Raw genomic sequence first — 23,687 nt, 5'->3', positions numbered from 1 at the left:
TAAATGAATGGCATTCATTTAGTGGTCCGCATCACTTACGCGGTCACGGAGAGGACATCATGCTGGAACTTGACCGCGACGTCGTCATCGTCGGAGCCGGCCCCGCCGGCCTGACCGCAGCAAGGGAGCTGCGGAAAGCGGGCCTGAGTGTCGCCGTACTGGAAGCACGCGACCGCGTGGGCGGCCGGACCTGGACGGACACCGTCGACGGGGCCATGCTGGAGATCGGCGGCCAGTGGGTCTCGCCGGATCAGACGGCACTGCTGGAGCTCCTGGAGGAGCTGGGCCTGAAAACCTACGACCGCTACCGTGAGGGCCAGGCGGTTTACATCGGCGCCGACGGCAAGCGCACCCTGTACTCCGGCGACTCCTTCCCGGTCAGCGACACCACCGCCGCCGAAATGGATAAGCTCACCGCGCTGCTGGATTCCCTCGCCGCGGAAATCGGCCCCACGGAGCCGTGGGCACATCCCAAGGCCCGCGAACTCGACACGATCTCCTTCCACCACTGGCTGCGCGCGAACTCCGCCGACGAGGAGGCCTGCAACAACATTGGCCTGTTCATCGCCGGCGGCATGCTGACCAAGCCCGCGCATGCGTTCTCCGCCCTGCAGGCCGTGCTGATGGCCGCCTCGGCCGGTTCCTTCACCCACCTCACCGATGAGGACTTCATCCTGGACAAGCGGGTCGTCGGTGGCATGCAGCAGGTATCGCTGCTGCAGGCAGCGGAACTGGGCGACGACGTCGTGCTCTCCAGCCCGGTGCGCACCATCCACTGGGAAGCCGGGGCCGCCGGAAACCCAGCGGAAGACACCGCCGGCAACCCCGCCGGCGTGACCGTGGTGTCGGACCGCGCTACGGTGAACGCCCGGTTCGTGATCATGGCCGTGCCGCCGAACCTTTACTCCCGGGTCTCCTACAACCCGCCGTTGCCGCGCCGCCAGCACCAGATGCACCAGCACCAGTCGCTGGGCCTGGTCATCAAGGTGCACGCCGTGTACAGCACTCCGTTCTGGCGCGAGGACGGGCTTTCCGGAACCTGCTTCGGCGCGGACGCGCTGGTGCAGGAGGTCTATGACAACACCAACCATGAGGACCCCCGCGGCACCCTGGTGGGCTTCGTCTCGGACGAAAAAGCGGACGCCATGTTCGAGCTCAGCGCCGGAGAGCGCCGCCGCGCCATCCTCGAATCGATTGCCGGGTTCCTGGGCGAGAAGGCCCTGGACCCGGAGGTCTACTACGAGTCCGACTGGGGCTCCGAGGAATGGACCCGCGGCGCTTACGCCGCCAGCTACGACCTGGGCGGTCTGCACCGCTACGGCAAGGACCAGCACGCCCCGGTGGGACCGATCTACTGGGCCTCCTCCGACCTCGCAGCCGAGGGCTACCAGCACGTGGACGGCGCGGTACGGATGGGACGGGCGACGGCGGCCCGAATCGTCGCCGTGGCGGACCGCACACCGGCTGCCCGCTAGCGGCCGGCAACCCATGTTCCGTCCAACAACCCCTGTCCACACAGCAACAGCACAACAACCAGAGAGGTCGGCCAGATGCGTTACGTAGTGGGGTATTCAGCCAATGCCAGAGGCCGTGATGCGGTCAACCTGGCCGTCTCCCTGGCCCGCGGCCGCGGAGCGGCCCTGGACTTGGTGGTGGCCATCCCGGACGCCGGGGTGTTCAATGCGGCCCACGCGCCCGCCGCGGGCTATGACAGCTACCTGCACCAGCAGGCGGCCGAGTGGCTCGATGAAGCCCTGGCCCTGATCCCGGCCGACGTGCCGGCGCAGGCCCACATCCGCAGCGGTGCATCCGACGCGCAGACCCTCATCGAGGCTTGTGAGGAGTTCCAGGCGGACATGCTCATCATCGGCGCCACGAGCAACGGGCTGTTCAAGCGGTTCACCGTCGGGTCTGTGGCCAGCGCGCTGCTGCACGCCGCCACCGTGCCGGTGGCGCTGGCGCCGCACGGCTACCACCGCCGGGACGCGCTGACCCGGGTCAGCTGCGGGCTCGGGGACCGCCCGGGCGCCGAAGAGCTGCTGGATTTCGCCGTCTCGATGGCAGCGAACCGGTTGGTGCCGTTGCGTGTTGTGTCGCTGCTGACCCTGGACGACGGGGACTCGGCGGACGCCGCCGAAGCAGCCCGCGACTACGCCAACAAGCACCTCGCGGCCGCCCTTCCGTCCGATTCGCAGGGCACACCGCTGGCCGGCAAGGCCGACGTCGTGGTGGCCCAGGGCCGCAGCGTCGAAGAGGCCGTGGACCGGCTCGACTGGGAAGACGGCGAAGTCCTGCTGATCGGTTCCAGCCGCCTCGCCCGGAACCGCTCCATCTTCCTGGGCAGTACTGCGAACCGCATCCTGCGGGCCCTGCCGGTGCCGATGATCGTGGTCCCCAGCGACTACGAGCTCAAGCACCCGTCCCCTTCCACGTCGAGTGACATTTCCCGAGAGGCACAAGCATGAGCACCGAACACGCCACCGCCAAGGCCGCACCACAGCAGCGGGACCACGGACTGAGTGAAAAGGGACTGAAGGCCGGATCGGTGGGGCTGATCGGCGCCGTCGTCATCGGCGTCTCCTGCATCGCCCCCGCCTACACCCTCACCGCCGCCCTGGGCCCGACGGTCTCCGAGGTGGGCGTCCACCTTCCGGCGATCTTCCTGGTGGGCTTCATTCCGATGCTGCTGGTGGCCTTCGGCTACCGCGAGCTGAACAACGCCATGCCCGACGCCGGCACCTCCTTCACCTGGGCCTCGCGGGCCTTCGGCCCCTGGCTCGGCTGGATGGGCGGCTGGGGACTGATCGCGGCCACCATCATTGTGCTGTCCAACCTGGCGGCCGTCGCGGTGGACTTCTTCTACCTCATGCTGGCGCAGATTTTCGGAAACCCGGAGCTGGCGGACCTGACCACCAACCTGCCGCTGAACATTGCCACCACGCTGGTCTTCATTGCGCTGGCGTGCTGGATTTCGTACCGCGGCATGGAAACCACCAAAACTGTCCAGTACGTCCTGGTCGCCTTCCAGCTGCTGGTCCTGGGCTGGTTCGCAGTCGCGGCCTTCAGCCACGTCGCCAACGGCACCGCCTTTGACGCCACCGCCATCGCGCCGGACTGGTTCAACCCGTTCGCCGTTGAATCCTTCTCCGCCTTCGCGGCCGGCGTCTCGCTGTCCATCTTCATCTACTGGGGCTGGGACGTGACGCTGACCATGAACGAGGAGACCAAGAACCCGGAGAAAACCCCGGGCCGCGCGGCCACCGTCACCGTCCTGGTCATTGTGATCATCTACATGACCGTCGCCCTCGCCACCCTGGCCTTCGCCGGCATCGGCACCGAGGGCCTTGGCGCGGGCAACCCGGACAACCAGGGCAGCATCTTCGCCGTCCTCGCCGGACCCGTCATGGGGCCCTTCGCGATCCTGATGTCGCTGGCCATCCTGAGCAGCTCGGCCGCATCGTTGCAGTCCACCTTCGTGTCGCCGGCGCGTACGCTCCTGTCGATGGGCCACTACAAGGCGCTGCCGCACAAGTTCGGCAAGATCAGCCCCAGCTACAAGTCCCCGAGCTACGCCACCATCGCCTCGGCCGTGGCCGCGGCCGCCTTCTACGTGGTGACCCGGACCCTGTCCGAAAACGCGCTGTGGGACACCATCACGGCACTGGGCATGATGATCTGCTTCTACTACGGCATCACCGCCCTGGCCTGCGTCTGGTTCTTCCGTGCCCAGGCGTTCAGCGGAGCGCATTCGTTCTTCTTCAAGTTCCTCGCACCGCTGCTGGGCGGCGTCATCCTGCTGGTGATGTTCGTCAAGACCGCCTACGACTCGATGGACCCGGAGTACGGTTCCGGCTCCTCCATCGGCGGCCTGGGTTTGGTCTTCATCCTCGGCATGGGCGTCATCCTGCTGGGTGTGGTGCTGATGCTGGTCATGGCCAAACTTCGTCCCGAGTTCTTCAAGGGCCAGGTGCTGTCCCGCGGCATCTGAGCCCGGCGGCCGGACTTTGCGAAGGTCCTCCGCCCGCCAGCCGGAGCGCGTGCTTGAAAAGTAAGCACACTTATCAATAGGCTGGCGGGAGGAGGACCTTCCTCCGTTGATCAAGGAAGAGGTGGGCGCATGTCGGATGCACAGGACATCAGCAAGGTGACGGACATCATTAACGATTCGCGGATCGGGATGTTCACCACGATCAATGAGAAGGGCGCGCTCGTCAGCCGGCCGCTGGCGGTTCAGGACGTCCAGGACGACGGCGACATGTGGTTCTTCACCTCGTCGGACACCTCCCAGGTGGCCCATGTCACGGCCAGCCCCGAGGTCAACGTGTCCTTCGGCAAGGGCACCGAGTGGGTGTCGGTGGCCGGCACGGCACGGGTGGTCACCGACCGCCAGCAGATCCGCGACCGGTGGAACCAGGCGGTCGAGGCGTGGTTCCCGGACGGCCCGGACACCCCCGGCGTGGTCCTGCTGCACGTGGACTCGGATTCGGCCGAATACTGGACCAGCCCGGGCGGAACCGCCGCCACCGTCCTGCAGTGGGTGAAGTCCAAGGTCACCAATAGCCGGATGAGCGTCGGCGAAAGCGGCACGGTCGAGCTTTAGGCCGGCCGGGGCGCTGCGCGTCCCACCCGATCCTCTCAGCCGATGATCTTGAGCGCAGTGTCCCAGTTAAAGGACTCGTAGGCCGGATTCAGCTGCAGGCCGACCACCAGCAGCTGCATCCCCTCCAGCTCTCGGGCGTGGCGCAGCGCCCCGACCTGGAGGGGCCGGAGTCCTGCCGCGGCGGCAAACGCCGCCACCTCGTTCCGGGCGGCCTCCGAGTCTGAGGCGATGAAGACATCCAGCGCCATCCCGGCCGCTGAGCCTTCCGCCAAGGTGCCTGCGAACGTCGTGTTGAACGCCTTCACCACCCGGGCGCCGGGCAGCAGCCGGGCCACCTCTTCGGCCGCCGAGGTCCCCGGCCCGACCACCAGCGAATCGCCGGTTTCCATGTTGACCGGATTGCTGATCTCGATCACCGTCTTGCCGCTGAGCGTGTCGCCATAGTGCATGGCGACCTCCTTGGCCGGTTCGAAGTAGAGGGCCAGGACCACAAGGTCGCCCTCGGGCACATCGCCCAGCCCGCCGGACGTCGTCGTCGGACCCAGCTCCGCCGCGAGTTTCGCGGCGTTCTCCGGGCTCCGGTCCAGGATCTGGATGGAGCGTCCGGCTGCTACCGCCCGGAGGCCGATCGCCCTCGCCATGTTGCCGCTGCCGATAATCGTGATGTCAGTCATCGTGCCCCTTTAGAGGAAACCTGCAGTGCACCGGCGGCGCGTTCCGCCTCCGCCAGTGCGTGTTCCAGCCGGTCGACGGCGGTGCTGTAGCCGCCGGGTGCCTGGCTGTCCGGTCCGGTTCCGCGGCGCAGCCGCTCGGCGTCCTTCATGGCCTTCAGCATCGCGGCGGTTTCCGGCCGGCCCGGATCACTCATGGCCGGAAAATCGATGCAGAGGGCAGGATCCAGTTCATAACGTTGCCACCGGGTGAGGGCAGCGCGGTGCCGGTCGGCCGCGGCGGTATCGGCTGCTGCGGCGTGCCGCGCGGCACGCCGGGTTTCCTGCCAGCGGAATACCCTCGGCGCCCAGCGGTAACTGGCGACGGCCGTCGACGCGGCCACGGCGGCGAGCAGCAGCCCGGCCCACGGGGAGACCAGCGCCGGCAGCACCACTGCGGGGCCGACGACGGCGAGCCCGGCAAAACCGTCCCAGAACACGGCGTCCGGCAGTCCGCCGTCGGAGTTCCGGTGCTTCCAAACCAGATAGGCGGTGCCGGCCACGGCTGCCGCGACGACGAGCGCCAGGGTCAGGACCTGCCAGGCCCCGACCGGGGCGGGATCTGCTAGCGACGGCATGGCACACCTCCTGCGGAAACCGTCCCGGGCGGGCGGTGTTCCGCTGATTCCATTGGAATCCATCCGGCGCGGGCCGTCAATGGCCGCGCTTCCCCCGGTTCCCACCCGGCTCCGTGCCGGCGTAGCCTAGGGCCCATGCGACTGAAAATGTGCAGTATCCACGTCAAGGACCCGGCGTCAGCCCATGAGTTCTATACCGGAATCCTGGGCTTTGAGACTCTCATGGCGATGCCGGAGCACAATCTCTATATCGTGAAGGACCCGGGCGGCGGCTCGTCGGCAGGCCTGCTGCTGGAGCCCAGCGACAACCCGATCGGTGCGGCCTATATGAACGCCTGCCACGACGCCGGGTTGCCGGCGATCGTGTTTGGCGTCCCGGACGTCCGCGCCGAGTACGAGCGGCTGTCCGCCAAGGGCGTGATCTTCCAGGCCGAACCCTCGGAAGGCCCCGGCGGCACAAGCGTGGTTCTCGACGACGGCTGCGGGAACTACGTCCAGCTGCACCAGGACTAAGCCCGGGCTTAGCGGGCCGGGGCGCTCGTCGTCTGAGCTTCCCACTAAGCTCGATCTGTGATTACCGGTGAAATAAAGTCCCAAGTCGACAAGGTCTGGAATACGTTCTGGAGCGGCGGAATCTCCAACCCGCTGGAGGTCATCGAGCAGATCACCTATCTGCTTTTCCTCAAGCGGCTGGACGAGCGCCACACCCTGCAGGAGAAGAAGGCGAACCTGCTGGGCCAGCCCATGGAAGACGCAGTCTTCCCCGCCGGCAACGACCCCAAGGGCCGGCCGTACGCCGACCTGCGCTGGAGCCGGTTCAAGAACTTCGCCAAAGACGAGATGTTCACCGTGTTCTCGGAGTCCGTCTTCCCGTTCCTGCGCAACGAACTGCCCAAGCTGGCCAACGGCGAGGAATCCACCTACAGCCACCACATGCGGGACGCCCAGTTCAAAATCCCCAACGCCGGCGTACTGCAACAGGTGGTGGACGTCATTGACGGCATCAACATGGACGGCCGGGACACCAAGGGCGACCTGTACGAGTACATGCTGTCCAAGCTGGCATCAGCCGGCACCAACGGCCAGTTCCGCACGCCGCGGCACATCATCGACCTCATGGTGGACATGACGGCGCCGAAGCCGCTGGAAGCGATCTGCGATCCGGCGTCCGGCACATGCGGCTTCCTGGTCCAGGCGGGGGAGCACCTGCGCAAGAATCATCCGACCCTGCTGACCAATGCGGAGTCGAACAAGTTCTTCCACAATGAGCAGTTCCACGGCTTCGACTTCGACAACACGATGCTCCGGATCGGCTCCATGAACATGCTGCTGCACGGCGTGGAGAACCCGGACATCGCCTACCGAGATTCCCTCGCCAACCTGCACAGCAGCGAGGAAGAGAAGTACGACGTCATCCTGGCGAACCCCCCGTTTGCCGGCAGCCTGGACTACGACAACGTGGCCAAGGACCTGCTGGCCCTGGTGAAGACGAAGAAGACCGAGCTGCTGTTCCTGGCGTTGTTCATCCGACTCCTGAAGAACGGCGGCCGCGCCGCGGTGGTTGTCCCGGACGGTGTGCTGTTCGGTTCCAGCAAGGCGCACAAGGAACTGCGAAAGCTGCTCGTGGAGGGCCACAAGCTCGACGCCGTGGTCAAGCTTCCGTCCGGAGTCTTCAAGCCCTACGCCGGAGTGTCCACCGCCATCCTGTTCTTCACCAAGACCACCTCGGGCGGCACGGATAACGTCTGGTTCTACGACGTCCGCTCGGACGGTTTCTCGCTGGACGACAAGCGCACGCCGCTCAGCTCATCCGACCTCCCCGATGTCCTCTCCCGCTGGAAGGAACGCGCGACGAGGGAACTCACCCGGGCGCGGACCGAGCAGTCGTTCTGTGTGCCGCTGTCGGAGATCGCGGCGAACGATTACGACCTGTCGCTGAACCGGTACCGGGAGATCGAGCACGAAGTTATCGACCATGCGGCACCAGCGGACGTCCTTGCTGCCTTGGACGCGCTTGAATCGGAGATCACGCGGGGAATGGCGGAGCTGCGGGAGCTTCTCAAGTGAACGTTGCCAAGTTGGGGAAACTCATTAGACCCGCAAAGGTCCAGCGTGCGGGCAGCGGGTCCTACCCCTTGCTCTCAATGACCATGCGCCACGGCTTGGTCCCTCAAAGTGAAAAGTTTAAAAAGCGTGTCGCTGGAGCCGACCTTTCTCAGTACAAAGTCATCGACCGAAACCAGTTGGTCGTTGGATTTCCCATTGACGAGGCCGTTTTGGCTTTCCAACGATCCATTCCGGCAGGAATCGTAAGCCCCGCGTACGGTGTTTGGGATCTCACTGACGAGGCCGAGACCGACGCGCTGTATCTCGAACGATTCCTGCGATCGCCCCAAGCGATTGCTTACTACAAGGCCAAGCTCCAGGGTTCAACCGCTCGCCGGCGATCGCTTCCAAACTCGGTTTTCCTGGATATGGACGTCCCTTTTCCACCCCCCGACGAGCAGCGGCGGATCGCGGCGATCCTGGACAAGGCCGATGAGCTTCGCACCAAGCGCAGCCAAGCCCTCGCCCACCTCGACACCCTCACCCAATCGATCTTCCACTCCACGTTCGGCTCCGGTGTCCCCGCGCAGAGCCAGCATCCGGTTGTGAAGATGGGTGATGTGCTGGTGTCGGCGACCTATGGCTCTAGTGAAAGGGCGGCTATTTCAGGTGATATCCCGATACTTCGCATGGGAAACCTGACCTACGGCGGCGATTTGGACTTCACGGACTTGAAATACCTTGGTGCAAACCAGCCTGATAAGCACCTGCTCCGCAATGGCGACGTCCTATTCAACCGAACGAATAGTGCCGATCTGGTCGGCAAGACTGCAATGTTTCGGGGAAACGGGCCCGCTGCTTACGCGGGCTACCTCATTCGCCTGAGGACATCGGAGGATCTTCTGCCGGAGTACCTAACGACCTTTATGAACTTGCCGAGCACTAAGCGACTCCTTCGGAACATGGCAAAGTCCATTGTGGGCATGGCAAATATCAATGCCAAGGAGGTGCAGTCCATCCGTCTTCCGCTGCCTCCAATCGAACTTCAACAGACCTTCGCAAACCGCGTCGCCGCCGTCGAACGCTTGAAAGCAACCCACCGCAAGCACCTCGTAGAGCTGGACGCCCTCTTCGCCTCGCTCCAGCACCGCGCGTTCAAAGGAGAACTGTAAGTGAAAGCCTCGGAAGCCCAGTTGCTTGAAATGCTGCGGCAAGCCCAGCAATTTGAGATCCCTTTGTACCAGCGCCAATACTCGTGGACTGTGGAGGAGTGCCAGACACTGTGGGACGACGTGGTGCGCGCTGGCTCCAGCGATCAAATCAACGCCCACTTCATCGGTTCCGTGGTCCACATCAGCAAAGGCTTGAGCAACCTGACCTCCCATGAGCCGTTGCTGGTGATCGATGGCCAGCAGCGCCTGACCTCCACTTCGTTGCTCCTCAAGGCCTTGGCGCTGGCCATCAAGGAGCTCCCTCCCGAGGCACAGGAACCGGCTGACGGGTTCTCACCCACAAAGATCGCGAAGCGCTACCTGATCAATGACGACGAGGTGGACCACCGCAGGTACAAGCTGATACTTACGCAGACGGATAAGGACACGCTGTGCGCTCTTGTAGATGACAACCCCATGCCCAATGAGGTTTCCGTCCGCATCCACGAGAACTTCAGTTGGTTCAAAGAGCAGCTGCAAAAGTTCACCAGCAAGGGCAACGACCTGGCGATCGTCTGCCGCGGCCTCCAGAAACTGATGGTGGTCGACATTGCCCTGAACCGCGATCAGGAGAACCCACAGCTGATCTTCGAGTCCATGAACTCCACCGGCAAGGAGCTCAGCCAGGCGGACCTGATCCGCAACTTTGTGCTGATGGGGCTGGAGCCATCGCTGCAGTCCAAGCTGTACAAGAACTATTGGCGGCCCATGGAGTTGGCTTTTGGTCAGGAGGCTTATACGCAACACTTCGACCCGTTCGTGCGTCACTACCTGACCATCAAGGCAAACAGCATTCCCAAGAAGAACGCTATCTATGAGGCGTTCAAGACCTTTGCCAGGACGCGGTTGCCGGATCCCCCTGCCGACGTAACGGAGGCCCTGGAGACACTGCTGGCCGACCTGCGGATGCACGCGGAGTACTACTGCGCGATCGCTCTCGGCAAAGAAAGCGATCCAATGCTTCGCTCCGTCTTCGCCGACATTGCCGAGCTCAGAATGGACGTTGCGTACCCGGTTCTATTGGAGCTATACGCCGACTACGAGCAGAACGCCCTTATTTCTCAGTCGGAGCTGCTGGCTGCTGCCCGGACGGTTGAAGCATATGTTTTCAGGCGGGCGGTCTGTTCTATCCCGACCGCCTCGATGAACAAGACGTTTGCCACCTTCATGCGCCAGTTGGACAAGACCAACTACTTGGAGAGTTTCAATTCCCGGCTGGCTTCCCTGAAGAGTTACAAGCGCTTCCCGGATGATGCGGAGTTCGCCGCGCAGCTGAAAAGCAACGATTCATACCACTTCCTGCGTCGCCTCTATCTGCTGCGGAAGTTGGAGAACATCGGCCGCAAGGAACCCGTGAGCATCGCTGACTACACGATCGAACACGTCTTGCCGCAGAATCCGAAGCTCTCCGAGGCTTGGCAGCAGGAATTGGGGCCCGAGTGGTCTCGGATCCAAAACGAACACCTGCACACACTCGGCAACCTCACACTCACGGGCTACAACTCCGAGTACAGCGACAAGGCTTTTGCCAATAAGAAGTCCATGGAGGGCGGCTTTAACTCCAGTCCGCTCAAGCTCAACGAAACAGTACGAAGTGAGACAGTCTGGAATGAGGAGGCCATTCTGCGGCGGGGTCAAACCTTGACTGCGCAGGCTGTGAAGGTTTGGGCGAGACCGTACGTCGCGCCAGAACTGTCCACGGAGATCGACTCGCGCCTTGTATCGGCTTACAGTCTCGAGGATCACCCGGGCCTTGCTTTCGGCCCCTGGGCCAATACGTACACAGCGCTCAAGGCCGAAGTTCTGGCCCTTGATCCGGGCATTGTCGAGGACATCAAGAAGCAGGTCGTAAGTTTCACGGCCAATCGGGCTTTTATGGACGTATACGCCACGGAGAAGAGGCTGGTGGTACAGGCGCGTGTGCCGGTCCAAAGGCTCGATGATCCCCATGGAATCTGTCAGGACATCAGCATGGTCGGGCACTGGGGAGTGGGTAATCTCCGCATGCATCTCACATCCGCGGACGAGCTGCCCAGCATCATGGGAATTATCCGCCAGGCCTTCGACAACCAGTTGGACGACGATCCTGAATCCGACGCAGCTTCAGAAGGGTTCGACTACGAAGAGGCCCTGGTGGCAACTCCGGCTCCCGCATAGGGCTTGAGGTGGTCATCGACTGATTCCGGCTTCTTGTTGCCGTACGGCAACAAATGCTAAAGTTGGCGTACGGCGACATATGTGAAAGTCGCCGTACGCCGACAGGAGTCGTTATGTACACAGTCCGCGAGGCCGGACCACTGGTCCGCGAACTCCGCGAGGAGCGGGGCTGGTCGCAGGCGGAACTGGCCAGCCGAGCAAACGTTTCGCGGACCTTTGTGATCGACCTCGAGTCGGGTAAGTCCACAGTGGAGACGTCCAAATTCATGGATGTCTTCCAGGCCCTGGGCTACGAGATGGCTATCCGGGACCGCGAGACGGGAAATGTCAGATGGTGACCCGGGCCCTCGACGTATTTATGGACGGGACCCTATGCGGGCGCGTTGAACAGACGTCCTCAGGCAATCTGACGTTCCGGTACCGGCCTGAATATCAGGTGATGCCGGACGCCACTCCGCTCTCGCTGTCCATGCCGCTGGCCGCGGCGCTGCACAAGAAACGGGCAGTGCTGCCTTTCCTTCAAGGTCTTCTGCCGGACAGCGACGGGGCGATGCGCACTATCGCGCGGCGCTTTGCAGTCTCGCCATCCAATCCGTTTGCAGTTCTGGAGCACATTGGGATGGATGTTGCCGGCGCTCTCCAGTTCGCGGCACCCGGCAATGAGTCTTCCGACGGGACTCTTTCCCGGCGTGGGGTCCGGCCCGTCACCACTTCCGAAGTTGCCGACATGTTGGATCGCGTGGTCGCCGAGTATGAGGACGGAACACCGTACAACGACGCGGCGGGACGCTTCAGCCTTGCGGGCGCGCAGCCCAAGATCGCCCTGCATCGGCTTCCGGACGGCGGGTGGGGAGTGCCCACGGATGCCCTACCCACCACCCACATCCTGAAACCGGCCACAGGGAACTTCAGCAGGCTCGACGTCGTCGAACAGCTGACCATGCGAGCCGCCATTTTCCTGGGGCTTGACGTGGCCAAATCGGAGCTCTCGCGGATCGGCAACTGGGACGTGTTCATAACGGAGCGCTATGACCGCGAGCTAACCGGGGACGGAACATGGCGCAGACTCCACCAAGAAGACCTGTGCCAGTCACTCAGTGTTTCGCCGGCCAAGAAATACCAGCACCGGGACGGCGGCCCAGGCATATCGGACATGGCAGCCCTGGTGCGGTCCTTACCCGAAGAGGCCGACCGACGGGAAGCCGGGGAAGCTCTCTACCGAGCGCTCGTCTTCAATACCGTGGTTGGCGGCACCGACGCCCACGCCAAGAACTACTCCATGCTGCTGAGCGGCCGACGGGCGCGGCTTGCCCCACTGTATGACCTTGCAACATATGCGCCCTATTGGGACGGGGAATCCGGCATCGACCTGGCAATGAGCGTGAAGGGCGAGTACAGGCTGCAACGAATCAGCAGCAAAATGTTGGTCGCGTCCGCCGCGCCGTTCGGCGTCGCGGAGGACCGCGCTGACGCGATTGTGAGCCATTTCAGGCAGAACTTGGTGGAGGCCTTCGACTCAGCCAGGGACGACCTGTCCGGCTGGGTGGGCTCCCTGCCGAAGGTCGCCGACGATACGGTGGCCAACATACGAAAGCTGCCCTTGGTTCAGACCGCGGACGCAGCGTAGAGCACAACTGTCCGCCCGGCATGATTGACTGATCCACAGAACATCGTGAAGTAGGAGCGGAGAAGACTGCATGGGGGCAGGCAACAGCAATTTCGGGTTCATGCTGGCTGATTGGCCGGATCTGGCTCAGCATGCCCGGCGCGCCGAGCAGTTCGCCCGGATCGACCCCCGCGCCTCCATGTTCTACGCCCGGTACACCGCCGAACGCCTGGTGGAGTGGCTTTACAAGGTGGAGCCCGCACTGGCGCTGCCGTACAAGGACGATCTCAACGCGCTCCTCAACGAGCCCGCGTTCAAGAACCTCGTCGGCGGCGTTATCGGCAGCAAATTCACCATCATCCGCAAGGCCGGAAATAACGCGGTCCACAACCCGGTCAACCCCACGGTCCTGGGTGCGGAGCTCGTCCTCAAAGAGCTGCACCACGTTTGCTACTGGCTTGTCCGGAACTACGGCAAGAACGGCAACCAACTGACGCCGTCGTTGGCGTTCGACGCGGCCCTCCTGGCCCCGGCGCCCAAGGCGCCGGTCCCGCAGCAGTCACCGGTCCAGCTGCAGCAGCTGGAAGCGGAGCTGAAGGTCAAAGACGAAGCCCTGGCGACAGCCGCCGCGGCCAACGAGGATCTCGCAGCGCAGCTACAGCAACTTCAAGCCCAGATCGCCGCGGCCAAGAAGCAGAACCAGGCCGTCCCGGACAACCACGACTACGACGAAGCCCTGACCCGCAAACACCTCATCGATCTGGACCTCAACGAGGCCGGCTGGCCGCTCGGCAACCCCGAAGACCGCGAGTTCCCGGTGGACACCATGCCCACCAAGACGGTGGCACTCACCGGCACAGGATTCATCGACTACGTTTTGTGGGGCGACGACGGCCTGCCGCTGGCCGTGGTCGAGGCCAAGCGCACCACCAAGGACCCGCACATCGGCAAGCAGCAGGCCAAGCTGTACGCCGACTGCCTGGAACGCCGCTACGCACGCCGTCCGGTCATCTACTACACCTCGGGTTATGAAACGTGGATCTGGGACGACGCGATGTATCCCGAACGCAAGATCCAGGGATTCCACACCAAGGACCAGCTCCAGCTTCTGGTGGACCGCCGGAACAGCCGGAAACCGCTGGCCGAACAGCCCATCGACAACACCATCGTCGAACGCGCCTACCAGCACAACGCCATCCGCGCCGTGACCGAGGCCTACGAGACCCAGCATGAGCGCAAGGCGCTTGTGGTGATGGCGACCGGTACCGGAAAGACACGCACCGTCGTCGCGCTGGCCAAACTGCTGCAGGAGGCCAACTGGGCCAAGCGCGTGCTGTTCCTCGCCGACCGCACCGCGCTGGTGCGGCAGGCAGCCAACGCATTCAAGACCCACCTGCCCGGCTCCGGCCCGGTCATCCTCGGCTCCGGCGAGGAGGCCGACAGCCGCATCCACGTCGCCACCTACCCGACCATGATGAATCTGATCAATAAGACCACGGGAACGTTGGGCCAGCGGCGCTTCGGCATCGGCCACTACGACCTCATTGTCATCGACGAGGCTCACCGCTCGGTCTACCAGAAATACCGGGCGATCTTCGAGTACTTCGACTCCCTGCTGATCGGCCTTACCGCCACTCCGCAGTCGGAGGTGGACCGCAACACCTACAGCCTCTTCGACATCGAGGACAACGTTCCCACCTTTGCGTACGGGCTGAACGACGCCATCGACGCCGGGTTCCTGGTACCGCCGCGGGTGGTGCCGGTTCCGCTCAAGTTCCCCTACGAGGGCATTCGCTACGACGACCTCAGCGACGCCGAGAAGGAACAATGGGACGAACTGGAGTGGAACGAGGACGGCGAAATTCCCGACGTCGTTGACCCCGCGGTCGTGAACTCCTGGCTGTTCAACACCGATACCGTGGACAAGGCGCTTGGAGTGCTCATGACCCACGGGCATAAGGTGGCCGGCGGGGACCGGCTGGGTAAGACCATCATTTTCGCCAAGAACAGCCAGCATGCCGAGTTCATCGCCAGCCGCTTTGACCATCACTACCCGCAGTTCAAGGGCCACTTTGCCCGCGTGGTCACCTACCAGGTCAACTATGCCCAGACCCTGATCGACGATTTCTCTAAGAGCGACAGCAACCCGCATATTGCGATCTCCGTGGACATGCTGGATACGGGTGTGGATGTCCCCGAGGCCGTCAACCTCGTGTTCTTCAAGATGGTCCGGTCCAAGACCAAATTCTGGCAGATGGTTGGCCGCGGCACCCGGTTGTGCCCGGACCTGTTCGGCCCGGGACAGGACAAACAGGACTTTCTGATCTTCGACCTTTGCCGCAACGCCGAGTACTTCAACGCAGGAATGCCCGGGAACGAAGGCAGCGTCGCCAAGTCGCTGGCCGAAATCACCTTCGCCACCCGGGCCAGAATCCTGCGCGCGGCCGCAGACCTGTCCTGGGCTCCCGCCGACGGTTATGTGGAAGGGCTTCGGTCATCGCTCCGGCACACCATCGACAGGCTTCCGCGTGAGAACTTCCTGGTGAAACCGGCCCGGCAGTGGGTGGACCGGTTTGCCGAAGACCAGACCTGGGTTGGCCTCGCCGGTGAAGACTTTGATGCTCTGGAACACGACCTGGCCCGGCTGGCGAGCATTGGTGCTCTTCCCGACGCCGAGGAGGCCAAGCGCTTCGACTGCACCATGTACCAAGCGCAACTGGCCGCACTGACGGACCCGGCAAGTCTGGTTAGTTTCCGGAGGAAGATCCAGTCCGTAGCAGCAGCCCTGCAGGACCAGCCCAACGTTCCGGCCATCGCCGCGAAGATGGTCCTGCTTGAGACCGTTCTCGACGACGGCGAGTGGGAGTCCGTGTCGCCGGAATGGCTCGAGTCCATCCGAGTCCAGTTGCGCGACCTTGTGCACCTGATCGAGAAGCGCAAACGGAACGTGGTGTACACCAACTTCCAGGACGAACTCGGAGAACTTGAAGAGATTGAACTCGCCGGGGCCAGTACCGGCTTCATGGACTTCAGCCGGTACCGGGACAAGACGCGGCTGTACCTGGCCGGCTATCAGGACCACACCACCATCCAGCGGCTGAGGCGGAACCGTCAGCTGACCGACCAGGACCTCGAGGAGCTTGGCCGCATTTTGGCGGAGAGCGGGGTGGGCACTCGCGTGGACTTGGAACGGGCCGGGATGGAGGGGCTGGGCCTGTTCGTGCGCTCCCTCGTGGGCCTTGACCGGGACGCCGTGGAAGAGGCCCTTGCGGAGTTCATTTCCGACACCGCACTCACCGCATCACAGCTGGACTTCCTTCAACTCCTCGTCAACCAGCTCACGGAGAATGGTGTGGTCAAGCCCGATGCGCTGTTCAAATCGCCCTACAGCGAGCTGGCCCCCAGCGGGCCCGATGAGCTCTTCGGCGAGGAGCGCGCGGTCCGGCTCATCCGGACGCTCCGGGCGATCGAAAGCAGCGCCCGCGTGGGGTGAGTACGGCTTAGCGGGCCAGCTGGCCCGCGGCGAGGCTACTCGGCCTTGGCGCGGGCCTTCTTGGCGTCCTTCTTCGCGGCCTCGTCCTTGACGCGCTGGGCTTCGGCGCGGACGGCCGCGTGGGTGGCGCGCTCGGCGACCAGCCAGGCCGGGGGAGCCTGCAGCAGGGCGGTGATTTCCGCCGTCGTCAGCGCTTCCTCGACGCCGCCGCGGGCCAGGCCGCTGATGGAGACGTTGAGTTTCTGCGCGACCACGGGGCGCGGGTGCGGGCCGGTGCGGCGCAGTTCGGCCAGCCACTCCGGCGGGTTGGCCTGGAGCTCGGCGAAATCAGCGCGGGTGATGACTGAATCCTGGAACTCCTGGGGTGTTGCGGGCAGGTAGATGCCAAGCTTCTTGGCAACGGTGGCCGGCTTCATGGACTGGGAGTTTGCAGAGGTCATGCTTCAAGGGTATCCGGCGGCCAGCCCGCAAGGCACCAAAACAGCACCAAAACAGCACCAAAGCAGCACCAATCGGCCGCCGGGACGGGGCCGCCCCGGCGGCAGTGACGGTACTGTGAACGTGTGTCCGCAGAAGAAGAAACAGCCCAGCCCCACGACGAACCGGTCCCCGCTACGCGGGAGTTGAAGTTCGCGTACGTCGCCGGCGTGACCCCCGGTAAATGGATCCGCCGCTGGGAAGAGCGGATGCCCGACGTTCCGCTGCACTCCTTTATGTCCGACGACGGCGGCCAGCTCGCGGTGCTGCGCGACGGCTCGGCGGACCTAAGCTTCGTCCGGCTGCCGGTGGAGCGCGAGGGCCTCAGCGTCATCCCGCTCTACGAGGAACAGCCCGTGGTGGTGGCGCCCAAGGGGCACGAAATCTCCGTGTTCGAGGAGGTGGCACTGGCGGACCTCGCCGCCGAGACCTTCCTCGACGTCGCGGCCCTGGGCGGGCCCGAAGCGGCGCTGCAGGTGGTTGCCGCCGGGGCCGGACTGGCCATCCTGCCGATGTCCGTGGCCCGGCACTTCAACGTCAAGGACACGGTGGCCCGGAAACTCACCGGCGCACCCACCACCGAGATTGCCCTGGCCTGGCCCAGCGACACCACGGACGAAGTCATCGAGGAGTTCATCGGCATTGTCCGCGGCCGCACCGCGGCCAGCTCCCGGCAGCCCTCGGCGCAGCAGGAGAAGCCCAAGCGCGAGCCGAAGCCGGACCGGCGCGGGCCCGCCGTCAAGAAACCGAAGGTGGCGCAACGGTACGCGCCCAACCCGGACAAGGGCCGCGGCAAGGGATCCCGGAAAAAGGGAAAGCGCTGACCGGCTGACCCGGCAGGCTGGCGCTTATTGGCGTTTTGCAGGCTCAGAACGCCAACAGACTGCCAGTTACTTGGCGCAGGCGTCCCGGAGGGCCTTAACCGAATCGGCCGGCACCTGGTCGCCCGAATCCGCAATCTGCTTCAGCGGCGTGGTGATCTCGGCGGGCACCCCGGCGCCCTGGGCACCGGAGACCAAGGCGCCGAGGGCCTTCTTGTCCTGGACGCTGACCAGGCCGTCCTCAACCAGGGAACAGGCCTGCTTCTTGATCTCGCTTCCGGCCGCGGTGGCGACCTGGGAGGCGCCGTCGTTGACGGCTTTCTCGGCTGCCTGCTGCACCTGGCCGCAGGCGCTCAGGACAATCGCGAGGACGGCAAGGGACGCGGCGGCGAGGGGACGTTTCATGGAATCAGCCTAGCAAGCCGGCGCTTCGCGACCCGGCGGCCGGGATTCGTCCGTGAAGATCGGCCCGTGATGCGAAAAGTTCCTGCCGCCACCGGAATCCGGGGCGGCAGGAACTGTGCGTTTCGCAGATCGGAGCCGCAGCGCGGCGCCGGTTCAGGTCACCGACTCAGGTCCTCTGCTCAGGTCACCGACTCAGGGAGTCGGGACGGTGGCGGTCCGGCCGGAGTCCTGGGCGGCGCCGGCGGTGCGTTCCGCCGCGGGGGCGGCGGTCCCGGTGGCCGGCGGGGTGGTGTTGCGCTTGAAGCGTTTCCCCAGCAGGCTGCCCCCGCCGCCGCGGTTCTTGTTGAAGATGTCGAAGCCGACGGCGAGCAGCAGCACCAGGCCCTTGATGAGCTGCTGGTAGTCGGTGCCCAGGCCCAGGATGGACATGCCGTTGTTGAGAACGCCCATGATCAGGCCGCCGATCATCGCACCTGCCACGGTACCGATGCCGCCGGTCACCGCGGCGCCGCCGATAAACGCCGCCGCGATGGAGTCCAGTTCGAACCCGGTGCCGCCGGCGGGCTGCGCGGAGTTGAGCCGGGCGGTGAAGACGAGTCCGGCCAGGGCAGCGAGCACACCCATGTTCACGAAGAGCCGGAAGGTGACGGCTTTGGTCTTGATGCCGGACAGCTCGGCCGCGTGCAGGTTCCCGCCGATGGCGTAAGTGTGGCGGCCAAAGACGCTGTTGTTCATCAGGGCGCTGTAGACGATCACGAGGACCGCAAGCACGATCAGCACAATCGGGGTGCCGCGGTAGCTGGCCAGCAGGAAGGTGATGACCAGCATGAGCAGCGTGATGAACGCGGTCTTGATCGCGAACCAGGTCATGGGTTCGTTCTCGAGCTCAAACTTGGCGCGGATCCGGCGTTCCTTGATGGACTGGATCAGCAGGGCCAGCGTGGCTCCGACGCCCAGGATCACGGTGAGCCACTCCAGCACCGAAGTCCCGCCGGAAATGTCCGGCAGGAACCCTCCGCCGAGGGCACGCAGCTCCGCGGGGAACGGGGTGATCTGCTGGTTCTTGAGCGTGATCAGGGTCAGGCCGCGGAAGATGAGCATGCCGGCGAGGGTGACGATAAACGCCGGGATCCCGACGTAGGCGATCCAGTAGCCCTGCCAGGCGCCGACCAGGGCGCCGACCAGGAGGCAGGCCGGGATGGCCGCCCACCAGGGCCAGCCCCAGTGCACGATCATGACGCCGGCAACTGCGCCGATGAAACCGGCGACGGACCCGACGGACAGGTCGATGTGGCCGGCAATGATGACCATCACCATGCCGATCGCAAGAATCAGGATGTAGCTGTTCTGGACGACCAGGTTGGTGACGTTCTGGGGCTCCAGCAGGATGCCGTCGGTGAGGACCTGGAACAGCAAGACAATCAGGATCAGGGCGACGAAGATGCCAACCTGGCGGAGGCGGCTGGTAAGGAAGCCGAGGGATTCTCGTAGGGCGGACATGTTCGCTATTCCTTCTCTTGGGTCATGTAGTGCATGAGGGTTTCCTGGGATGCCTCGGCGATGGGCACCTCGCCGGTGACGTGCCCCGCGGACAGGGTGTAGATCCTGTCGCAGATGCCCAGCAGCTCCGGCAGCTCGGAGGAGATGACGATGACCGCCTTACCCTCGGCGGCCAGCTTGGCGATGATCGTGTAGATCTCGAACTTGGCGCCCACGTCGATGCCGCGCGTGGGCTCGTCGAGGATGAGCACATCCGGATCGGAGAACATCCACTTGCTCAGCACGACCTTTTGCTGGTTGCCGCCGGAGAGTTTTCCGGTGATGGCCGCCACCGACGGCGCCTTAATGTTCATGCTCTTCCGGTAGCCGTTGGCCACCAGGGTTTCCTTGTTCTTGTCCACCCAGCCGCCCTTGGCGAGCTTGCGCAGCGCTGCCATGGAGATGTTGCGCTTGATGTCCTCGATAAGGTTCAGGCCGTAGAGCTTGCGGTCCTCGGTGGCGTAGGCGAGGCCGTGCTTGATCGCGTCGGCAACCGTGGAGGTGTTGATCTCCTGGCCGTACTTGAACACTTTCCCGGACGTCGCCGTGCCGTACGTGCGCCCGAAGACGCTCATCGCCAGCTCCGTGCGGCCGGCACCCATGAGACCGGCGAGCCCTACCACCTCGCCCTTGCGGACGTTGAGGCTGGCGTTGTTGACCACCATGCGGCTTTGATCCTGCGGGTGCCGGACGGACCAGTCCTCGATCCGGAGGACTTCCTCGCCGATCACCGGCTCGCGCTCCGGGTAAAGGCTCTCCAGGTCCCGCCCCACCATCCCGCGGATGATGCGTTCCTGGGTGACGCTGCCCTCGTCGAGGCGCAGGGTTTCGATGGTCTTGCCGTCCCGGATGATCGTGACGGCGTCCGCGACCTTGCGGATCTCGTTGAGTTTGTGGCTGATGATGATGCTCGTGACGCCCTGGCCCCGCAGATGCAGGATGAGGTCCAGCAGGTGGCCGGAATCCTCGTCGTTGAGGGCCGCCGTCGGCTCATCGAGAATGAGGAGCTTGACCTTCTTGGAGAGCGCCTTGGCGATTTCGACCAGCTGCTGCTTGCCGACGCTGATGTGCTGGACCGGCGTCACCGGGTTCTCGCTCAGGCCGACCCGGGCCAGCAGCTTGGCGGCCTCCAGGTTGGTCTTGCGCCAGTCCACCCAGCCGTTCCGGGCCTGCTCGTTGCCGAGGTAGATGTTCTCGGCGATGGAAAGGTACGGGCTGAGGGCCAGTTCCTGGTGGATGATGACGATGCCGCGCTTCTCGCTGTCCGAGATGTCGGAGAAGTTGCACGGTTCGTTTTCGAAGAGGATCTCACCGTCGAAGGAGCTGTGCGGGTAGACGCCGGAGAGCACCTTCATCAGGGTGGACTTGCCGGCGCCGTTTTCCCCGCAAATGGCGTGGACTTCGCCGCGGTTCACCTCCAGGGTGACGTCCTGCAGGGCCTTCACGCCCGGGAAGGTCTTGGTGATTCCTCGCATTTGAAGAATGGGTGTTTTCATCGTCAATTCCCACTGACTGGTCGAAACTGGGCCGCTCTGCGGTTAAAGGGTGACTGCGCGCGGGGTGCGGCCGGCGGTCCGGCCGCACCCCGCGCGGGCAGGCTATTTGACGTCGGCGTCGGTGTAGTAGCCGGAGTCGATGAGTTCCTTCTTGTAGTTGTCCTTGGTGATGATGACGGACTTGAGCAGGTAGGCCGGGACCACCTTGACCTTGTTGTTGTAGGTCTTGGTGTCGTTGGTCTCCGGTTCCTGGCCCTTGAGCACGGCGTCGACCATCTTCACGGCCTGGGCGCCGAGCTGGCGGGTGTCCTTGAAGATCGTGGAGTACTGCTCGCCGGCGATGATGGACTTCACGGAGCCCTTTTCAGCGTCCTGCCCGGTGACGATCGGCAGGCTGCCCTTGGCGTAGCCGCCGGTGCTGGTCAGGGCCGAGATGATGCCGATGGACAGGCCGTCATAGGGGGAGAGCACGCCGTCGAGCTTCTTGCCGGAGCTGTAGGCCGCGGTGAGGATGTCCTCCATCCGCTTCTGCGCCACGGGAGCCTGCCAGCGGAGGATGGCGGCCTGTTCGAACTTGGTCTGGCCGCTCGGAACCTTCAGGGTGCCGGCGTCGAGGTACGGCTTGAGCGTGTCCATGGCGCCGCTCCAGAAGAAGTTGGCGTTGTTGTCGTCTGGGCTGCCGGCGAAGAGCTCCACGTTGAACGGACCCTTGCCGTCGACCTTCTTCCCGCTCGCGTCGACAAGACCCAGGCCGGTCAGCAGCGAGGTGGCCTGCTGGACGCCCACGGTGTAGTTGTCGAAGGTGGTGTAGTAGTCCACATTGGGGGAACCGTTGATGAGCCGGTCGTAGGCGATGACCTTGACGTTCTGCTCCTTCGCCTTGGCGAGGACATCGGTCAGTGTGGTGCCGTCGATCGCGGCAATGATCAGGGCCTTGGCACCCTTGGTGAGCATGTTCTCGATCTGCGAGACCTGCGTGGGGATGTCATCGTTGGCGAACTGCAGATCGGCCTTGTAGCCCAGCTTGGTGACGGATTCGGAGACGTTCTTGCCGTCTGCGATCCACCGTTCGGAGGTCTGGGTGGGCATCGAGATGCCGACCAGGGCTCCGGCGGCATCCGCGGCCGCGCCGGAGGACGGGGCGGCGGCGCCGCCGCGGCTTCCGCAGCCGGTGGCCCCTGCGGTGATGGCCAGGACGACGGCGAACGCGCCCAGGAGTTTCTTGATTCTCACGTTTTTCTCCTTCCGCGGACAGCACAGTCCGCGAACTGGTACGGGACCGTCGCAGCGCCAGCGCTTCCGACGGTCCTGTATGGATTGGGTCCGGTTAGCCATGTCCCGACGAGCCTAGATTACGCCCGCTTGTGTTAGCGCTAACAAGTCTGTTTGATGAACGTAGCACCGGCCTGGCTTGTGAGTCAAGTCACAGAATAGGCACGGCCCGGGCGCCTTACGCCCCGGCCGTAGGATGTTGACAACACATTGCACAGGGAGTGGAAAATGCCTCAGCCGGGGAACGCTAGTGATCGACGTCCGCCGCGTCTTGAGGACGTGGCCACCCTGGCCGGCGTGTCCCACCAGACGGTGTCGCGGGTGGTCAACAACCACCCCAACGTCAGCAAGGCCACCCGGGACCGGGTCGAGGCGGCCATTGCCGAGCTCGGGTACCGGCGCAACACCGCCGCCCGCAGCCTGGTCACCCGCCGTTCCCAGACCATCGGGGTCCTCGGCGTCGAGCTCGCGCAGTACGGACCGGCCAATACCCTGGTGGGTGTCCAGCAGGCGGCCCGCGAGGCCGGGTACTTCGTCAGCATCGCGGCCCTCAAGGACTCGACGGCGGACTCCGTGGCCGATGCCGTCCGGCATTTCACCGACCAGGGCGCGGACGGGATCATAGTGATCGTTCCGCACGGCGGCACCGTCCAGACCCTTGAGAGCCTGAACCTGCAGGTGCCGGTCGTCGTCGTGGGGGCCGGCAGCCCCGGCCGCTTCAGCGGTGCCATGGTGGACCAGAAGCTCGGCGCCCGGATGGCTGTGGCGCACCTGATCAGCGAGGGACACCGCCGGATTGGCCACATTTCCGGGCCGCGCGACTGGATGGACGCCCACGCCCGCGCCCAGGGCTGGCGCGAGCAGCTGGCGGAGATGGGACTCGAAGCGGACCTCGAGCTGGAAGGCGACTGGAGTGCCGGTAGCGGTTACCGGCTTGGCCGCACACTCGCCGCGGACCGCACCGCCACGGCCGTCCTGGTGGGCAATGACCAGATGGCGCTGGGCCTGCTCCGCGCCCTGACGGAGGCAGGCGTCCGGGTGCCCCAGGACGTCTCGGTGGTTGGCTTTGACGACCAGCCCGAGGCCGCGTACTTCACCCCGCCGCTGACCACCGTCCGGCAGGATTTCCGCGAGCTGGGCCGCCGCTGCGTGGACCTGATCCTGGCCCAGATCGAGCACGGTGCACCCAGTGCCAACACCGTGGTGGCCCCCGAGCTGGTCATCCGCGCGAGCACCGCCGGCATCGCCTAGCCCGCCCCGCGCCGCTTCCAGGCCC

At 64.5% G+C, this 23,687-nt stretch carries 20 protein-coding genes; 13 read left to right on the top strand and 7 right to left on the bottom strand.

Translation table 11 applies throughout. The features are described from left to right. Positions 1 to 59: 59 nt before the first annotated feature. The 4 genes from ABIN76_RS05525 (at position 60) to ABIN76_RS05510 (ending at position 4,600) form a co-directional block, all read left to right on the top strand. Positions 60 to 1,475: an NAD(P)/FAD-dependent oxidoreductase gene (locus tag ABIN76_RS05525; protein ID WP_346958723.1), complete on the top strand. Its 1,416-nt coding sequence runs from the start codon at positions 60 to 62 to the stop codon at positions 1,473 to 1,475. A gap of 75 nt (positions 1,476 to 1,550) precedes the next feature. Then, positions 1,551 to 2,465 (top strand): universal stress protein, encoded by a 915-nt coding sequence (locus ABIN76_RS05520; RefSeq protein WP_346958722.1) that lies wholly within the window; start codon positions 1,551 to 1,553, stop codon positions 2,463 to 2,465. Beyond that, positions 2,462 to 3,988, top strand: coding sequence for an APC family permease (locus ABIN76_RS05515; protein ID WP_346958721.1), 1,527 nt, complete (start codon positions 2,462 to 2,464; stop codon positions 3,986 to 3,988). The genes ABIN76_RS05520 and ABIN76_RS05515 overlap by 4 nt, the downstream gene beginning before the upstream one ends. 129 nt (positions 3,989 to 4,117) lie before the next feature. Then, entirely contained in the window at positions 4,118 to 4,600 is a 483-nt protein-coding gene (locus ABIN76_RS05510; RefSeq protein WP_346958720.1) for a pyridoxamine 5'-phosphate oxidase family protein, read from the top strand. A 35-nt stretch (positions 4,601 to 4,635) separates the two neighbouring features. Here ABIN76_RS05510 and ABIN76_RS05505 read toward each other — a convergent pair whose 3' ends face one another. Continuing rightward, positions 4,636 to 5,274 (bottom strand): NAD(P)-binding domain-containing protein, encoded by a 639-nt coding sequence (locus tag ABIN76_RS05505; RefSeq protein WP_346958719.1) that lies wholly within the window; start codon positions 5,272 to 5,274, stop codon positions 4,636 to 4,638. Next, positions 5,271 to 5,888: a hypothetical protein gene (locus ABIN76_RS05500; RefSeq protein WP_346958718.1), complete on the bottom strand. Its 618-nt coding sequence runs from the start codon at positions 5,886 to 5,888 to the stop codon at positions 5,271 to 5,273. Before ABIN76_RS05500 ends, ABIN76_RS05505 begins: the two co-directional genes overlap by 4 nt. Before the next feature lie 135 nt (positions 5,889 to 6,023). Here ABIN76_RS05500 and ABIN76_RS05495 point away from each other — a divergent pair, with 135 nt between their 5' ends. The 7 genes from ABIN76_RS05495 to ABIN76_RS05465 all read left to right on the top strand — a co-directional run bounded on the left by ABIN76_RS05495 (position 6,024) and on the right by ABIN76_RS05465 (position 16,401). Further along, a complete protein-coding gene (locus ABIN76_RS05495) occupies positions 6,024 to 6,401 on the top strand; it encodes a VOC family protein (protein ID WP_346958717.1) in 378 nt (125 codons plus the stop codon). A gap of 57 nt (positions 6,402 to 6,458) precedes the next feature. Next, positions 6,459 to 7,955 (top strand): class I SAM-dependent DNA methyltransferase, encoded by a 1,497-nt coding sequence (locus ABIN76_RS05490; protein ID WP_346958716.1) that lies wholly within the window; start codon positions 6,459 to 6,461, stop codon positions 7,953 to 7,955. 77 nt (positions 7,956 to 8,032) lie between these two features. Next, complete coding sequence (locus ABIN76_RS05485; protein ID WP_346958715.1) at positions 8,033 to 9,106, top strand: restriction endonuclease subunit S; 1,074 nt, start codon at positions 8,033 to 8,035, stop codon at positions 9,104 to 9,106. Then, the gene (locus tag ABIN76_RS05480) at positions 9,107 to 11,302 is read left to right on the top strand and encodes a DUF262 and DUF1524 domain-containing protein (protein WP_346958714.1); all 2,196 of its coding nucleotides are present in this window, start codon (positions 9,107 to 9,109) and stop codon (positions 11,300 to 11,302) included. Between the two features lie 113 nt (positions 11,303 to 11,415). After that, positions 11,416 to 11,640: a helix-turn-helix domain-containing protein gene (locus ABIN76_RS05475; RefSeq protein ID WP_346958713.1), complete on the top strand. Its 225-nt coding sequence runs from the start codon at positions 11,416 to 11,418 to the stop codon at positions 11,638 to 11,640. Next, positions 11,634 to 12,929, top strand: coding sequence for a type II toxin-antitoxin system HipA family toxin (locus ABIN76_RS05470; protein ID WP_346958712.1), 1,296 nt, complete (start codon positions 11,634 to 11,636; stop codon positions 12,927 to 12,929). The genes ABIN76_RS05475 and ABIN76_RS05470 overlap by 7 nt, the downstream gene beginning before the upstream one ends. Before the next feature lie 70 nt (positions 12,930 to 12,999). Further along, positions 13,000 to 16,401: a DEAD/DEAH box helicase family protein gene (locus tag ABIN76_RS05465; RefSeq protein ID WP_346958711.1), complete on the top strand. Its 3,402-nt coding sequence runs from the start codon at positions 13,000 to 13,002 to the stop codon at positions 16,399 to 16,401. 35 nt (positions 16,402 to 16,436) lie between these two features. Here the strand turns inward: ABIN76_RS05465 and ABIN76_RS05460 are convergent, their stop codons facing one another. Continuing rightward, entirely contained in the window at positions 16,437 to 16,841 is a 405-nt protein-coding gene (locus ABIN76_RS05460) for a DUF5997 family protein (protein ID WP_138767873.1), read from the bottom strand. A gap of 123 nt (positions 16,842 to 16,964) precedes the next feature. Between ABIN76_RS05460 and ABIN76_RS05455 the strand changes: the two genes are divergently transcribed. Further along, positions 16,965 to 17,702, top strand: a complete 738-nt coding sequence (locus tag ABIN76_RS05455) for a LysR family substrate-binding domain-containing protein (RefSeq protein WP_346958710.1) — start codon at positions 16,965 to 16,967, stop codon at positions 17,700 to 17,702. 66 nt (positions 17,703 to 17,768) lie between these two features. Here the strand turns inward: ABIN76_RS05455 and ABIN76_RS05450 are convergent, their stop codons facing one another. The 4 genes from ABIN76_RS05450 to chvE all read right to left on the bottom strand — a co-directional run bounded on the left by ABIN76_RS05450 (position 17,769) and on the right by chvE (position 22,372). Next, complete coding sequence (locus ABIN76_RS05450) at positions 17,769 to 18,104, bottom strand: hypothetical protein (protein WP_346958709.1); 336 nt, start codon at positions 18,102 to 18,104, stop codon at positions 17,769 to 17,771. Between the two features lie 192 nt (positions 18,105 to 18,296). Then, entirely contained in the window at positions 18,297 to 19,604 is a 1,308-nt protein-coding gene (gene mmsB, locus ABIN76_RS05445) for a multiple monosaccharide ABC transporter permease (RefSeq protein WP_346958708.1), read from the bottom strand. Positions 19,605 to 19,609: 5 nt separating this feature from the next. After that, the gene (mmsA, locus tag ABIN76_RS05440) at positions 19,610 to 21,139 is read right to left on the bottom strand and encodes a multiple monosaccharide ABC transporter ATP-binding protein (RefSeq protein WP_346958707.1); all 1,530 of its coding nucleotides are present in this window, start codon (positions 21,137 to 21,139) and stop codon (positions 19,610 to 19,612) included. A gap of 102 nt (positions 21,140 to 21,241) precedes the next feature. Continuing rightward, entirely contained in the window at positions 21,242 to 22,372 is a 1,131-nt protein-coding gene (gene chvE / locus ABIN76_RS05435) for a multiple monosaccharide ABC transporter substrate-binding protein (RefSeq protein WP_346958706.1), read from the bottom strand. 267 nt (positions 22,373 to 22,639) lie between these two features. On the opposite strand from chvE, the gene ABIN76_RS05430 reads away from it, so the two are divergent. After that, the gene (locus ABIN76_RS05430) at positions 22,640 to 23,662 is read left to right on the top strand and encodes a LacI family DNA-binding transcriptional regulator (protein WP_346958705.1); all 1,023 of its coding nucleotides are present in this window, start codon (positions 22,640 to 22,642) and stop codon (positions 23,660 to 23,662) included. Positions 23,663 to 23,687: the final 25 nt, after the last annotated feature.

Origin of the sequence: uncultured Arthrobacter sp. (genome assembly GCF_964021775.1) — a bacterium.
Classification (GTDB): domain Bacteria; phylum Actinomycetota; class Actinomycetes; order Actinomycetales; family Micrococcaceae; genus Arthrobacter.
This window is presented reverse-complemented; position numbering and strand designations above follow the sequence as displayed.

What these genes read in the sequence shown, in the direction of transcription:
- ABIN76_RS05470 (WP_346958712.1), top strand. Translation starts at nt 11,634, where the DNA reads ATGGTGACCCGGGCCCTCGACGTATTTATGGACGGGACCCTATGCGGG.
- ABIN76_RS05510 (WP_346958720.1), top strand. Translation starts at nt 4,118, where the DNA reads ATGTCGGATGCACAGGACATCAGCAAGGTGACGGACATCATTAACGAT.
- ABIN76_RS05475 (WP_346958713.1), top strand. Translation starts at nt 11,416, where the DNA reads ATGTACACAGTCCGCGAGGCCGGACCACTGGTCCGCGAACTCCGCGAG.
- ABIN76_RS05525 (WP_346958723.1), top strand. Translation starts at nt 60, where the DNA reads ATGCTGGAACTTGACCGCGACGTCGTCATCGTCGGAGCCGGCCCCGCC.
- ABIN76_RS05515 (WP_346958721.1), top strand. Translation starts at nt 2,462, where the DNA reads ATGAGCACCGAACACGCCACCGCCAAGGCCGCACCACAGCAGCGGGAC.
- ABIN76_RS05500 (WP_346958718.1), bottom strand. Translation starts at nt 5,888, where the DNA reads ATGCCGTCGCTAGCAGATCCCGCCCCGGTCGGGGCCTGGCAGGTCCTG.
- ABIN76_RS05450 (WP_346958709.1), bottom strand. Translation starts at nt 18,104, where the DNA reads ATGAAACGTCCCCTCGCCGCCGCGTCCCTTGCCGTCCTCGCGATTGTC.
- mmsA (WP_346958707.1), bottom strand. Translation starts at nt 21,139, where the DNA reads ATGAAAACACCCATTCTTCAAATGCGAGGAATCACCAAGACCTTCCCG.
- ABIN76_RS05460 (WP_138767873.1), bottom strand. Translation starts at nt 16,841, where the DNA reads ATGACCTCTGCAAACTCCCAGTCCATGAAGCCGGCCACCGTTGCCAAG.
- ABIN76_RS05430 (WP_346958705.1), top strand. Translation starts at nt 22,640, where the DNA reads ATGCCTCAGCCGGGGAACGCTAGTGATCGACGTCCGCCGCGTCTTGAG.
- ABIN76_RS05485 (WP_346958715.1), top strand. Translation starts at nt 8,033, where the DNA reads ATGACCATGCGCCACGGCTTGGTCCCTCAAAGTGAAAAGTTTAAAAAG.
- ABIN76_RS05465 (WP_346958711.1), top strand. Translation starts at nt 13,000, where the DNA reads ATGGGGGCAGGCAACAGCAATTTCGGGTTCATGCTGGCTGATTGGCCG.
- ABIN76_RS05505 (WP_346958719.1), bottom strand. Translation starts at nt 5,274, where the DNA reads ATGACTGACATCACGATTATCGGCAGCGGCAACATGGCGAGGGCGATC.
- mmsB (WP_346958708.1), bottom strand. Translation starts at nt 19,604, where the DNA reads ATGTCCGCCCTACGAGAATCCCTCGGCTTCCTTACCAGCCGCCTCCGC.
- ABIN76_RS05520 (WP_346958722.1), top strand. Translation starts at nt 1,551, where the DNA reads ATGCGTTACGTAGTGGGGTATTCAGCCAATGCCAGAGGCCGTGATGCG.
- ABIN76_RS05495 (WP_346958717.1), top strand. Translation starts at nt 6,024, where the DNA reads ATGCGACTGAAAATGTGCAGTATCCACGTCAAGGACCCGGCGTCAGCC.